This is a genomic window from Candidatus Frankia alpina (genome assembly GCF_902806485.1).
Classification (GTDB): Bacteria; Actinomycetota; Actinomycetes; order Frankiales; family Frankiaceae; genus Frankia; species Frankia alpina.
Genome location: NZ_CADCWT010000154.1, coordinates 1 through 11,987, shown reverse-complemented (window position 1 = coordinate 11,987; position 11,987 = coordinate 1). Strand labels below are relative to the sequence as shown.

The 11,987-nt window shown below is 71.8% G+C and carries 16 protein-coding genes; 12 read left to right on the top strand and 4 right to left on the bottom strand.

The window, feature by feature from the left end; genetic code table 11:
* Window positions 1-7: 7 nt before the first annotated feature.
* Window positions 8-688: a toll/interleukin-1 receptor domain-containing protein gene (locus G6R25_RS16015; protein ID WP_163553621.1), complete on the bottom strand. Its 681-nt coding sequence runs from the start codon at window positions 686-688 to the stop codon at window positions 8-10.
* Between the two features lie 29 nt (window positions 689-717).
* On the opposite strand from G6R25_RS16015, the gene G6R25_RS16010 reads away from it, so the two are divergent.
* Complete coding sequence (locus tag G6R25_RS16010) at window positions 718-1,023, top strand: hypothetical protein (RefSeq protein WP_163553619.1); 306 nt, start codon at window positions 718-720, stop codon at window positions 1,021-1,023.
* A gap of 33 nt (window positions 1,024-1,056) precedes the next feature.
* On the opposite strand, the gene fabG is transcribed toward G6R25_RS16010, so the two are convergent.
* Complete coding sequence (gene fabG / locus G6R25_RS16005) at window positions 1,057-1,839, bottom strand: 3-oxoacyl-ACP reductase FabG (RefSeq protein ID WP_163553617.1); 783 nt, start codon at window positions 1,837-1,839, stop codon at window positions 1,057-1,059.
* On the opposite strand from fabG, the gene G6R25_RS16000 reads away from it, so the two are divergent.
* The gene (locus G6R25_RS16000; protein ID WP_163553615.1) at window positions 1,840-1,983 is read left to right on the top strand and encodes a hypothetical protein; all 144 of its coding nucleotides are present in this window, start codon (window positions 1,840-1,842) and stop codon (window positions 1,981-1,983) included.
* Here G6R25_RS16000 and G6R25_RS15995 read toward each other — a convergent pair.
* Window positions 1,973-3,088: a phosphotransferase enzyme family protein gene (locus G6R25_RS15995; protein WP_163553613.1), complete on the bottom strand. Its 1,116-nt coding sequence runs from the start codon at window positions 3,086-3,088 to the stop codon at window positions 1,973-1,975. The two genes, G6R25_RS16000 and G6R25_RS15995, sit on opposite strands and share 11 nt — an antisense overlap.
* Before the next feature lie 203 nt (window positions 3,089-3,291).
* Between G6R25_RS15995 and eutB the strand changes: the two genes are divergently transcribed.
* The 10 genes from eutB (at window position 3,292) to G6R25_RS15960 (ending at window position 11,166) form a co-directional block, all read left to right on the top strand.
* Window positions 3,292-4,716, top strand: coding sequence for an ethanolamine ammonia-lyase subunit EutB (gene eutB / locus G6R25_RS15990; protein ID WP_163553611.1), 1,425 nt, complete (start codon window positions 3,292-3,294; stop codon window positions 4,714-4,716).
* 189 nt (window positions 4,717-4,905) lie between these two features.
* Window positions 4,906-5,625: an ethanolamine ammonia-lyase subunit EutC gene (gene eutC, locus G6R25_RS15985; RefSeq protein ID WP_336501655.1), complete on the top strand. Its 720-nt coding sequence runs from the start codon at window positions 4,906-4,908 to the stop codon at window positions 5,623-5,625.
* A 154-nt stretch (window positions 5,626-5,779) separates the two neighbouring features.
* Window positions 5,780-5,968, top strand: a complete 189-nt coding sequence (locus G6R25_RS27485) for a hypothetical protein (protein ID WP_235948698.1) — start codon at window positions 5,780-5,782, stop codon at window positions 5,966-5,968.
* A gap of 15 nt (window positions 5,969-5,983) precedes the next feature.
* Window positions 5,984-6,250 carry a hypothetical protein gene (locus G6R25_RS27480; RefSeq protein ID WP_235948695.1) on the top strand — a complete coding sequence of 89 codons (267 nt, stop codon included), beginning with the start codon at window positions 5,984-5,986 and terminating at the stop codon, window positions 6,248-6,250.
* Window positions 6,250-7,212 carry a hypothetical protein gene (locus G6R25_RS27475; protein ID WP_235948692.1) on the top strand — a complete coding sequence of 321 codons (963 nt, stop codon included), beginning with the start codon at window positions 6,250-6,252 and terminating at the stop codon, window positions 7,210-7,212. Before G6R25_RS27480 ends, G6R25_RS27475 begins: the two co-directional genes overlap by 1 nt.
* Window positions 7,213-7,247: 35 nt before the next feature.
* Window positions 7,248-8,357: an NACHT domain-containing protein gene (locus G6R25_RS27470; RefSeq protein ID WP_235948689.1), complete on the top strand. Its 1,110-nt coding sequence runs from the start codon at window positions 7,248-7,250 to the stop codon at window positions 8,355-8,357.
* Window positions 8,358-8,398: 41 nt separating this feature from the next.
* Window positions 8,399-9,241 (top strand): pentapeptide repeat-containing protein, encoded by an 843-nt coding sequence (locus G6R25_RS27465; protein WP_235948687.1) that lies wholly within the window; start codon window positions 8,399-8,401, stop codon window positions 9,239-9,241.
* Window positions 9,217-9,786 (top strand): NADPH-dependent FMN reductase, encoded by a 570-nt coding sequence (locus G6R25_RS15970; RefSeq protein WP_163553610.1) that lies wholly within the window; start codon window positions 9,217-9,219, stop codon window positions 9,784-9,786. The genes G6R25_RS27465 and G6R25_RS15970 overlap by 25 nt, the downstream gene beginning before the upstream one ends.
* Window positions 9,674-10,819 (top strand): EndoU domain-containing protein, encoded by a 1,146-nt coding sequence (locus G6R25_RS28970; RefSeq protein ID WP_268904159.1) that lies wholly within the window; start codon window positions 9,674-9,676, stop codon window positions 10,817-10,819. The genes G6R25_RS15970 and G6R25_RS28970 overlap by 113 nt, the downstream gene beginning before the upstream one ends.
* Window positions 10,820-10,974: 155 nt before the next feature.
* A complete protein-coding gene (locus G6R25_RS15960; RefSeq protein WP_163553606.1) occupies window positions 10,975-11,166 on the top strand; it encodes a hypothetical protein in 192 nt (63 codons plus the stop codon).
* Between the two features lie 17 nt (window positions 11,167-11,183).
* On the opposite strand, the gene G6R25_RS15955 is transcribed toward G6R25_RS15960, so the two are convergent.
* The gene (locus G6R25_RS15955; protein ID WP_136449549.1) at window positions 11,184-11,795 is read right to left on the bottom strand and encodes an AAA family ATPase; all 612 of its coding nucleotides are present in this window, start codon (window positions 11,793-11,795) and stop codon (window positions 11,184-11,186) included.
* Window positions 11,796-11,987 lie beyond the last annotated feature (192 nt).

Here is an 11,987-nt window from a genome sequence, read left to right as displayed (position 1 = left end):
ACATTCCTCACAACCTAGAGTAACCAGTCAGCACGGAAAGTGACCTTCGCGCGGCCCTGAGCTCCGGCGGTCCCACCCACCCCGCCGACGCGGCCCGCCGCCCGATCTCCGCACCGCCACCGCGCACCACGCCCGGATCGGTCGAGCGCGCCACCAACCCCGCCTGCCCCGGATACGTCGGCTCCTCCGAACGCGGGGCCGCGCCTGACATGGCGGACGGGAAGGCCGGTGGTGCACCGGGCTTCGCCCGCCCGGACCGCAGGATCGCGAGCTGCTCGGCCAGCCGCGCCCTGGCCTCGGCCTCGGGAAGGTCGAACAGATCGAACGAGACGATCTGACCGAGAAGCCCCTCACGAGGACACTCGGCCACCCGGATCGGGATCAGCTTGCCCGCAAATCCCAGCGGATCAGCCGCCTGCGCGGCCAGCCACTCCACCTGCCCGTAGACCGACCGCAGATAGGCGGGCGACAGCAAGGCGATGGTCCGCCGCGCCACCGCGACCCCCCGCTGCATTCCCGCGGGCCAGTGCGAGCCGACGATGAAATCCCACGCCTGCACCAGCACCCGGTACCCGGCATCCTCCAACTGCCAGGCGACCCATTCCGCCCACGCACGATCGCTATCCGTATAGGAAATGAAGAAATCCAGGTCCGACGCGTCTTCCTCTGCCGCCCCCGTATCCGACATATCGCTGATTGTGTCACTCCAGTGATGTCGTGTCAGCCGCCACAGCCGCCCACCGGACGGTGCCGGCCTACGCTCCGAGACCAGCCGGGCAACGGCCCGACGCCACGCACCGCGGCCGGCCTACGATGATCGGGTGCGCGCGAGTCGGGCTCGGGCTGGAGCCCGCGGTGGACTCGGCGCTGCGCAAGCTGCTGGCGGCTCTGCCCGCGGCGACCCGCCTGGACGCCGAGACCGTCACCGCCACCCCGCTCGTCGACCCGGCGCCGCGGACGGCACGGAACCCTGAAAGGGCACCGAACCCTGAAGCCGACGATCGTCAGGAGACCACACCGTAACGGCCTGAGCCGCCGCCGACGGCGCGGGCGGCGTCACGACACCTGCAGGGCGGCCGGCGACTCGGGCAGGATCTGCCCGCCGTCGACGACCAGCGCCTGCCCGGTGATGTAGGACGCCTCGTCCGAGGCGAGGAACAGCGCCGCGTGGCCGATCTCGTCGACCTCCCCGAGCCGGCGCATCGGGATCGCGGCCTCCACCGAGTTCAGGTAGTCCGCGCTCAGCTCAGCGAGCCCCTCGGTGCGGACGTTGCCCGGGAGCACGGCGTTCACCGTGACCCGATCCCGGGCAAGCTCGACCGCCGCGGTGCGCATGAACCCGAGCATCGCCGCCTTGGACGCCCCGTAGTGCGACCAGCCGGGAACGCCGGTGGCCGGCCCGGTGATCGACGAGGTGAGGATCACCCGGCCGCGCCCGGAGGCGACCAGCGCCGGCAGGAACGCCTGCACCGTGAGGATCGCGCCCTTGACGTTCGTCCCCAGCACCTCGTCGATGTCGGCCGCCGTCATCGCCGCCAGCGGCGCGGACGGGGAGATCCCGGCGTTGGCGCAGACGACGTCCACCCCGCCGTGCCGCTCGGCGACGGTACGGGCCAGCCGGGTGTTGTCCGCGGCGCTGGCCACGTCGGCGAGCACGAAGCTGACGGCGCCGCCGCCGAGCTCGTCGAGCTCCTGGGCCGTGGTGGCCGCGGCGACCACATCCCGACCGCTGAGCACGACGTTCGCCCCCGCCTCGGCGAAGACCCGGGCGATGCCCTTGCCGATCCCCTTGCTCCCGCCGGTGACGACGACAGTCCGACCCGCGACCGAGGTGAACATGTGGCACGTCCTTTCGTCGATGCGGGGGCGATGTCGGCGTTGTCCCCGGCGGGCGGGACGTTCAAGCGGCCCGGCTTGCCAACCGGCCCGGCTTTCGGTCTGGCTCCGGCCGCGGCCCAGGCCCTGGCCGAGATCAGCCGGTGAGCAGAAGTCCGGCGAGATAGGCCTCGGCGAGGTCGCAGGTGTCGCGGGCGTACGCCGGGATGCTGGGCACCGCGTCGGAGTGCGGATGGGTGCCGAGCCACGCGACGAGCAGCAGCCGGCGCAGCAGCACGAAGGTCGGGATCATCGCGACGTCCGCGGCGGTCAGCGGGAGCCGCCGCTGGTAGGCGGCGAGCCACGCGGCAACGAGATCGCCGGCGGAGTCGAGGTGCTCGATGAACGACAGCGACGCCGCCAGATCCCACAGGTACCACCCGAAACCGCAGTCGTCGAAGTCGATGACGCAGACCTCGCCGCCCGCCGCGGAGGCGTCGCCGGAGGGTGGTGCGTCGACAGAGGGTGGTGCGTCGACAGAGGGTGGTGCGTCGCCGGGGACGAGGAGGTTCGCCAGCCGCATGTCGGCGTGGATAAGGCCAAACCGGTCCGGCCCGGCGCCGAAACCGGCGAGGCGCCGCTCGATGACGGCGGCGGCCCGGCCCAGCAGTCCCAACGCCTCCCGCGCGTCCGCATCCCCGAGAGCGGCGGTCAGGCCGGCGGTCCAGCTTCCCCACCGGCCGGACGCACCGAGGGTGCTCTCCCACGTCCAGGCGAAGCGCGTGAACGACGGCGGGGGTGCCCAGCTCCGGGCGTGCTGGTGCAGACGGGCGGCGATGTCGCCGAGCTGCGCGAACGCCCCCCGCAGGCCGGCGGGTCCCAGCACCTGCGGGGAGTGGCCGGCCACCCAGGCGAACAGCACGGCATGCCGCTCGCCACCACCCGTCCCCGCGGCGTCACCCCCCAGGCGGACGGTCGCCACGGGGGCGCCGGTGCGGGTCGGGACGACGGGTGGGGTCCGCACGACCCCATCGGCACGCAGGGCGGTCACCCAGGCGAGCTCGCCGTGGATCTCGGCGAGGCTGTGGTAGCCGGAGCGGTGCAGCCGCAGTGCCCAACGACGTCCGCCGGCGAGGTCGTCCACCCGGTAGGTGATGTTCTCCGAGACGTGCAGCAGGGTGGCCTGCGGCGCCGGGCTGAGATCGTAGGCGACAAGCACCTCGTCGACGGTCTCGTCCAGCCCGAGTAGCCCATCCACCGAGGTTGCGCTCATCGCACCGCCTCCCGGCCCGCCCCCCGGCCCGCCTCCGCCGCGCCGGCCGTGCCGGGCGCAGCGGCGCCCGCGTTCCCGTCCCAGTCCTCCGGCACGGGAGCACCGTAATACGGCTCAATCGTCCGTCCGGGCAAAGGTACGTACCGTTACCCGAGCGGAGTGCGCCGGCGAGCGGACAGCGCCGGGGACGGGAGGTGGTCGCGATGGCCTACCGGGCGACGCTGCGCAGCGAGCGGCACGTGTTCGCCGATCTGGCGACCCTGTTCGCGAAGGCGAACGAGGAGAAGTCTGGCGACCAGCTCGCCGGGATCGCCGCCACGTCGGCCCGGGAGCGGGTGGCGGCGAAGCTGGCGCTGGCCGAGGTGACGCTCGGCGAAATCGTCGCCGCGCCGCTGATCGACGACGCGGTCACCGACCTGATCCTGCGCGGTCAGGACACCGCGTTGTTCGCCCCCCTGGCGTCGCTGACCGTCGGGGAGTTCCGTGAGTTCGTGCTGGCACCGGCGTTCCCGGCGCAGTGGCGCGACGCCGGCCTCGCCCGCGCGATCACCCCGGAGATCGCCGCCGCCACCGCGAAGATCATGAGCGACAAGGACCTGATCTGCGCCGCGAAACCGCTGCGGACGGTCACCCGCTGCCGCAACACGATCGGCGAGGCGGGCGTCCTCGGCGTGCGGGTCCAGCCGAACCATCCCACCGACGACCTGGAGGGCATCCTGCTGTCGGTGCTCGACGGCCTGCTGCACGGCTGCGGCGACGCGGTACTCGGCGTGAACCCGGCGCGCGAATCCGTCGAGCAGGTCGGGACGATCCTGCGCGGCCTCGGTGCGCTGGTCGACACGCTGGCCCTGCCGACGCAGACGTGCGTGCTCGCGCACCTCACCACCCAGCTCGCCGCGCTCACCGCCGGAGCGCCGGTGGACCTGCTGTTCCAGTCGGTCGCCGGCACCGAGGCGGCGAACACCAGCTTCGGGATCACCCTGGACCTGCTCGCCGAGGGCCGCGAGGCCGTGCTCGCCCACCACCGCCGGGACCGGCCGGGCGACTTCGTCGGCGAGCAGGTCATGTACTTCGAGACCGGCCAGGGCAGCGCGCTGTCCGCCGACGCCCACCACGGCGTCGACCAGCTCACCTGCGAGGCGCGGGCGCACGGGGTGGCGCGGGCGTTCGACCCGTTCCTCGTGAACTCGGTGGTCGGTTTCATCGGCCCGGAGTACCTCGCCGACGCCCGCCAGATCACCCGCGCCGGCCTGGGGGATCATTTCGTCGGCAAGCTGCTGGACCTGCCGATGGGCTGCGACGTCTGCTACACCAACCATGTCGATGCCGACCAGAACACCAACGACGACCTGCTCGTCGCGGCCAGCTGCACGTTCGTGATGGGCGTCCCGAGCGCCGACGATGTCATGCTCGGCTACCAGTCGACCAGCTACCACGACGCCGCCGGCATGCGCGAGCTGTTCAACCTGCGCGCCGCCCCCGAGTTCACCGCCTGGCTCACCAACCGCGGCCTCCTCGTCGACGGCCACCTCGCTGACCCCACCGGCCCGGTGGCCGCCCTCCTCACCGCCGGCCTCGACGACGCCCTCGCCACCCCACCCGCTATCCCCTCGGGCCCGACCCGGTGACCCCGAGCCGCTCCTCCGAACCCGACGCCATCACGCCGGCCGACGCCATCCCACCTGCCGACCCGGCATCCCCCGACCGGACCAGGCCGGGCCGGGAACCCGAGCCGTTGGCGGTGGTGCTGGTGGATCTGGCGGCGCTGGCCGAGCGGGTCCGGGCGGTGACGCCGGCGCGGGTGTTCGTCGGCCGGACTGGGACGTCCTACCGGACGGCAAACCTGCTGGCGCTGCGGGCCCGACCACGCGGCGGCCCGCGACGCTGTCGACACCGAACTGGACCTCACCGGGGCCGCGCTGGCCGCGACGACCAAGCGATTCGGCCTGTTCGCCGTCCACTCGGCCGCCGCCGACCGGGCCGAGTACCTGCGCCGGCCGGACCTGGGCCGGCGGCTGTCCGACGAGGGCCGCGCCCAGGTCGCCGCCCGCTGCCCGCCCGGCGCGGACCTGCAGGTCGTGATCGGCGACGGCCTGTCCGCCGCGGCGGTGGCTACTCAAGTCCCGGCGCTGCTGCCCGCGCTGCTCACCTCAGCGGCCGAGGCCGGCTGGTCCATCGGCCAGCCGTTCGCGGTGCGTCAGTGCCGCGTCGGCGTCATGAACGACATCGGCGACCTGCTGCACCCCACGGTGATCGTGCTACTGATCGGCGAGCGCCCCGGCCTCGCCACCGCCGAGAGCCTCTCCACCTATCTGGCCCACCGCCCCCGCTCGGGCCATACCGACGCCGACCGCAACCTGCTCTCCAACATCCACCACCGCGGCATCACCCCTGCCCAGGCGGTCGAGCGCATCACCGGCCTGGCCCAGGCAATGCACACGTTGGGCATCAGCGGTGTCTCGATCAAGGAACCGACCACCGTGCGGGCCCTCCCCACCACCGCGCCCCCCGAGCCTGGTCCAACCTCCAGCACCTGAGGGCCTCCGCTCTGCGACTCACCCCATGCCGTCAAAATAGAACAAATCGGTCTTTCGAGCACGAAGCTGTCATCACGGGCACCCCGGAAGATCGGGTGATGTGATCGTTCCCTATCGTGAAGCCATCCGGAAAGACGCGAACGGGGGCGGTTCGATGGGCGAGCGGGTCCAGGTCTCAATGTTCCTGAGCTGGTGCCACGGTGACGCCAAGGCCAAGGGGACGCTGCTCGACGCCCTGCACCTCGACGGCCTGGCCGGGGTGCGGGTCGACTGGTGGGAGGACTCGCACGTGAAGATCAGTGAAGACTGGCGCGGTCAGATCCTCGGCCAGCTCGCCACCTGAGACTACGGGCTGCTGTTGCTGAGCCCCGGGTTCTTCGCCAGCCGCTTCATCCTGGACGTGGAGCTCCCCCGGCTGCTCGGCCCGGACGTCGACAAGGTCCTGCCGATGATGTTGAAGCGAGTCCCGGTCGACGGCTCGTGGAACCTGCACAGCGTCGACACGCGCCAGATCTTCACGTCCAGGGGGCGCTGCTTCACCGAGACCCGCGGGCCCAGCCGGGGGAGGTTCGCGCTGGAACTCACGACCGAGATCCGGCGCCGGGTGCTGAGCGACGCGGCCTGATGCAGCGGCTGCCCCACCGGGCGGTGCTGCGGCACCTGGAGCAGCTCGCCGACGATCTCACGCCCCGGCAACGGGCTCGGCTGACAGCGCTGGCCGACCTCATCGGCGAAGACGGCCGGATCCCGATGCCGCAGGCGTTGGACGTCGCCACACCCGGCGGCGGTGACGTAAAGGCGCAGGGCACCTTCCGCAAGTTCCGCGCCGCCCTCGACGAGGCGGCGACCGTGGCCGAGATCGACCTGCGGCTGGTGAGCGACCGGCGCAAGGCGCCGCCGGCGGACCGCTTCTGCTGGTTCGAGGGCGCCGACGTCACCAGCGAGGAGGTGGCCGAGCGTTCCCAGCGGGAGGCCAGGCGGCGCACCGCCGACGAGCCCGTGCCGGCGTCGGTGTCGGTGTCCGAGGTGCTCCAGCCCGTCGTGCATGTGGAGACCGCACCCCAGGCGTCCGAGGCGCTCCGCCGGCTGGAGCGGCAGTTCGTGACGCTACTGACCGAGCAGGTCGCCGCGATCCCCGGCTACCGGGTCACCAGCCCGATCGACCTGGTGCTCGGCGCCGATGTCGACGCGGAGCGGCAACGGCTGCGGGAAACGGCCGACGTGGTCGTCGAGCTAGACAGCGCCGCCGCCCGCCAGCACACCCCGGCAGGCACGACCACCCGCCGTCCGCTCAGGTTCGCCCTGGAGGGCGTGGCCCCCAGCGCGCCTGCCCCGGCAGCGTCCCGCTCGGCGCCGATCGGCCGTTCAGCCAGTGCCGGGACCGCCCTGCCCGGCTCCAGTTCGTCACGACGGTCCTCGCGTGGGTCGACGACCGACTCCGAGAACCGCTGCGAGCCGGGCAGGAGTCGTGGACCAGCCTGGAGACGTCGGCGCGGGCTCGGCACGAGTCGGCGGCGGCAACGGACCAGGCCGATCGACCCACGTGGGACGACTCCGACCGGGAGTCCTGGGCCCGGACGAGATTAAGTAAGCGGCCCATCGACGTGATCCCGGTACCTCCGGTGGCCGGTGAGACATCGCTCGCCGCAGGACTCCCCGGCGACCAGGCCCCGCGGCATCTCGGAGAACCCACGCGGGCGGTGGTCCGCCTGCTGACCTGGGCGCTCGACGAGTCGCCGGGCGCCCGCCACCTGTGTGCGCTGCTCGGCGACGTCGGGATGGGCAAGACCACCACCGTCAAGCTGTTCACTGAGGCGCTGCTGGACCACCGCCGCCAAAACGGTCCCGCAGTGCCGCTGCCGATCCTGTTCGACTTGCGTGACCTGCCGCCGTCGGTGGCTCGGGAGGGAGCCGGCCTTACCAGGATCGTGCAGGCATTACTGGACGCCGGCACTGTCGGCGCTGGCCCGTCGGCCGCGCAGGTGCTGGACATGGTGGCCGAGGGCGGCTGCGTACTGATCTTCGACGGACTGGACGAGGTGCTGGTGCACCTGGAGCCGCACGCCGGCCAGACATTCACCCGGATGCTGTGGCGCGCTACCGAGGACGCCTGGCAGTCCAGGACCGCCGAGCGACGCGGGGCTCGACCGAGCCGGCTGCTTCTCACCTGCCGGACTCACTACTTTCGTTCCATCCGGCACGAGACCACCCACTTCACCGGCCAGCACCGGGACGGTCCAGCCGGCGCCGACTACCTGGCTCTGCTGATGCTGCCGTTCAGCGAGGAGCAGGTGCGGGCGTACCTGTCGGCGAACGTTCCCGGCGCCGACGCGGACCGGCTGATGGATCTACTCGACAGCGTGCACAACCTGCGGGAGATCGCCGAACGGCCACTGACCCTGCGGATGATTGCCGAGCAACTGGAGACGGTGGAACAGGCGAAGCTCGACGGCCGCACCGTGCGCGCGGTGGACCTGTACACGTCCTTCGTCGCGCAATGGCTAGAACGCGACGATGGCAAGCACTCACTGCTGCCTGCGCACAAGGAACTGCTAATGGAGGACCTCGCCGCCCGGATCTGGAGCTGCACTACCCGACCCGCGCTCCCGCTCTGTGGAAGGAGGATCTGCGCACGGCGACGTTTCTGGTCCGCCGGGACGACGAGACGTTCGGCTTCGCGCACACGTCGCTGCGCGAGTACTTCCTCGCCCGCCACCTCGCTCGAGCCTTGAAGCTGCCCTCGCAACAGGCCAGGGCCGGTTGGCAACTACCGGTGCCGAGCCCCGAGACGCTCGACTTCTTGGGCCAGTGGCTGGCCGGCCGCGAGGAGTCGGAGCGCACACATTGCACGACGGCGCTGACGGCACCGGCCGCGGACGCCCCGGCCGGCCGTGCCGACGCGGCAGCGGTGCTGGCCTTCGCGTACTGCCTGGACGCAATCCACAGAGGCCGGCCGAGCCACGCCCCAGCCAGGTCTGTTCTGGCCGGGGCCGACCTGACCGGCGCCAACCTGTCCGGCGCCGAACTGCACGTCAGCTCGCTGAACGGGACCGATCTCCGCCGCGCCGAACTCACCGGGGCAGTGCTCCGCGGCTGCGACCTCACCGGCGCACGCTGGACCGGCTCCCACGCGTCTACCACCCAGGCTCTGCTGTGCCGACCAGCCGGCGATGCCCGCCGCAAAGGTTGGCTGGTAGCGCCAACCGCGACCAGGCGCCGAGCCGGCGTCCGGCTATCGTCCTTCACCGGCCACACCGGCTGGCTGACCGCCGGCGCGTGGAGTCCCGACAACACCCGCATCCTCACCACCAGCAGCGACGGCACCGCCCGCATCTGGGACGCCAACACCGGGCGGCCGGCCGGCTGGCGGCTCGAGCAGCTCCCAGCCGGCGAACTGGCAGTCTTTTCCGCCGGTGAGGACGAGCTATTCGGCGCCACACCGGAGGCATGGCGGTGGCTGGGATGGCTTGCGCCACGTGCCGGCCGGCTGGACCGGTTGCCGGCGGAGACCTGGGGCCCGATTCCGCCTCTATCCCCGTCGACCACCCCGACGCTCCGCCGCGATGAGGGCTCGGCGACGAGGATGGACTCATGGCGGAAACACGGCTTCTCCTGATTTCGGGCTCCACTCGTGAGGCGTCGACGAACACGGCTGCGCTGCGGACCGCCGTCACGCTGGCGCCCACCGGGACGGTGGCCGTCCTCTACGACGGGCTGGCTGATCTGCCCGCGTTCACCCCGGATGACGACGACGCGCCGCCGCCCGCGGTCGCCGCGCTGCGGGCCCAGCTCGCGGCGGCCGACACGGTGCTGTTCTGTACGCCGGAGTACGCGGGCGCCCTGCCCGGCAGTCTGAAGAACCTGCTCGGCTGGACGGTCGGCACCTGCGACCTCTACGACAAACCCGCCGCCTGGATCAACGTCGCCGCCCTCGGTCGCGGCCTGGGCGCGCTGGCGGAGCTCGCCACCGTGCTGGGCTACGTCACCGCCGAGGTGATCGAGGCGGCGTGCGTGGCGATTCCCGTGGCCCGTGACGCCGTCGCCGCCGATGGAACGGTGTCCGACGAGGCCGTCCGGGCCACGCTCGTCGCCGCACTGCAGGCGATCACCGACCATCTCGCGGCACGGGACTCCGCGCCCCCGGCCGCCACGCCGGCCTGACCGTCCAGCCCACCCCGCTTCGCCAGATCGTCACCTCGCGGTCGCACTACGTGCGATATCGTCCACTGTGGGTGCATTCGCCAGAGCGACGGCCGGGAGGAAGCGATCTGTCTCTCGCACCGCCGACCGCCAGACCGGGCCGGACGCGGACGGCGGGACTGACCGGTGGCCGAGTTCGACAACCCGCGCCCGGCCGACGAGCTCGGCGGGAGTTCCCGGGCGTCCCGACCCGACGCGGGTCAACCCGCCGCCGACGCTCCCCCGCCCCAGTCCGACCGGCCCACCGCCACCCCGCGCGAGGGAGTGGAACGCAAGGCAGCGCTCCTCGACCGCCGCGCTCCCGAGACCCCCACCCACGACCGGCCCGCACCCGCCGTCACCGCGGCCGAGCGGAAGGCGGCGTTACTCGAAGCCCGCGCCGCCGGCATGGAGGCCCGCGCCCGACGAATCTGCCAGGCCGTCCACCGACGCTCCCCGCGCCGCCACCGACCCCGAACGCAAGGCCGCCCTCCTCGACAGCCGCGCCACAAGCCGATTGCCGGACGGGCCACCCGCCCGCCCCGCGGACGCACCCGCCCGGCCCGAGATCAGCGAGAGGGTATTCCAGCACATCCTGCACGGCGGATGGAACCGGCGCGGCCGCCCAGTCGGCTTCCACAGCGCCCCCGACGGCCATCCCCCACCCGACCGCCGCATCACCTCAGTGGAAGACCGGAAAGCGGATGGCACCTACCACGCCGACGTCGAGTTTCGCCATCCCGCCACCGGAGAATGGAGGATGGAGGACGTTCCGGAGCACACGATGTTCCCGAACCAGTGGCCGGCGCAGAAGGTGCGCGACGCCGTACAGATAACCTACGAGAAGATCTACGATGACGTCATCGAGCCGCGACTGAGAAATAATGATGAATTTCCCAGGAAGGCGCTGCGAGAAAGGCACGATGGTGTGCCGATACAGCTCTATGTCGGCCCAGGCGGGGAGCTCAGGACCGCATTCTCGATCCAGAAGGACGAACCAGGGGAGCCTCGATGAGAAGATGGACATTCCAGCCCGACGAAGAACAGAATCTGGAGGTGTCCGCACCCTCGATAGACCGGAATACCGAGGCCGCCGTTCTTGACTTTTTGGAGAGCGATGTCGGCCCGTATCCGGCCGATATCGCGAGATATGTGCGACGATGGCAGAAAGTGCGCGCGGGCGAGTTGAACGCTGCGCTGGGGAACGGCACCGTGCAGGAGATCGAGGGGGGTCGGGTGCTGTTGGAGTCGTTGTATGAGCAGTGGGAGTCGGTGTACTTCACGATTGCGGAGTTCGAGGAGTTGCTGGCCGATTATGCGGCCTTCCTCGACTCCAGGAGCCGGCCCGGCGCCGAGGGGTGAGCGGTTCCGCGGAACCGTCAGCGGGGTAGGCCGACGAGCTCGTCGAAGCGGATGTGGCGGAGCTGCACGCCGAGCCGGCGGGCCCGGCGCCGGACCGGTCCGGCGGCATCGGGGGTGAACGCCAGGCCGGCGTGGGCAGCGATGTCCGCGGCGACGGCGCTGATCGGCAGGCCGTCGGTGGAGAGATGGCGGGCGAATTCCGGGGCCCGCAGCAGGGTCAGGGAACGGTCGGCCTGGGTCGCGGCGAAGCTGCGGGCGGTCTCCCCGCGCGAGCGGATGCGCCGCAGCAGGACGGCTCGGTCGGCGAGCAGCGTCACGTGCCGCACCTCGTGGCCGGCGGCGTGCAGCGGGTCGACGAACGCGGCCAGCAAGCTGGGGTCCAGCACCATCATCGGCACGACGACCGGCCCGCCGCCGGCATCAAGCACAGTACGGAGCATCTCGACGACACCGGCTCGCCACAGGGGCAGGTCGCGGAAGTCGCCGCGCAGCGACGCGGGCAGCATCCGGCGTAGCGCGAATCCGAGGTGCTCCGGGTCGCAGACAAAGGCGCCGGCCAAGCCGCGGTGCAGTTTGTAGGCGACCTGCGTCTTGCCCACGCCGTTGGGCCCGTTCAGCCAGATGAGCATGCCGCAAAAGCTATCAGTACAGGGCCGGCCCGGCCGAAGGCGGACCAACGCGGTGTCGGTGAACGCCACGCATCAAGTCTCCGCCTCAGCGGCAGCGCTCGCGAACGGCCCTACGCTTCCGGCCTGTGTTCCGGGAACCTTCACTGCCGCGGCGTCGCGGGTCGGCGTCGAACCCGGTGGTGGTCCACGGAC

Excerpts from the sequence above, each read along its gene's own strand:
- G6R25_RS16015 (WP_163553621.1), bottom strand. The coding sequence starts at position 688 with ATGTCGGATACGGGGGCGGCAGAGGAAGACGCGTCGGACCTGGATTTC.
- fabG (WP_163553617.1), bottom strand. The coding sequence starts at position 1,839 with ATGTTCACCTCGGTCGCGGGTCGGACTGTCGTCGTCACCGGCGGGAGC.
- G6R25_RS15995 (WP_163553613.1), bottom strand. The coding sequence starts at position 3,088 with ATGAGCGCAACCTCGGTGGATGGGCTACTCGGGCTGGACGAGACCGTC.
- eutB (WP_163553611.1), top strand. The coding sequence starts at position 3,292 with ATGGCCTACCGGGCGACGCTGCGCAGCGAGCGGCACGTGTTCGCCGAT.
- G6R25_RS27485 (WP_235948698.1), top strand. The coding sequence starts at position 5,780 with ATGGGCGAGCGGGTCCAGGTCTCAATGTTCCTGAGCTGGTGCCACGGT.
- G6R25_RS27475 (WP_235948692.1), top strand. The coding sequence starts at position 6,250 with ATGCAGCGGCTGCCCCACCGGGCGGTGCTGCGGCACCTGGAGCAGCTC.
- G6R25_RS15970 (WP_163553610.1), top strand. The coding sequence starts at position 9,217 with ATGGCGGAAACACGGCTTCTCCTGATTTCGGGCTCCACTCGTGAGGCG.
- G6R25_RS28970 (WP_268904159.1), top strand. The coding sequence starts at position 9,674 with ATGGAACGGTGTCCGACGAGGCCGTCCGGGCCACGCTCGTCGCCGCAC.
- G6R25_RS15955 (WP_136449549.1), bottom strand. The coding sequence starts at position 11,795 with ATGCTCATCTGGCTGAACGGGCCCAACGGCGTGGGCAAGACGCAGGTC.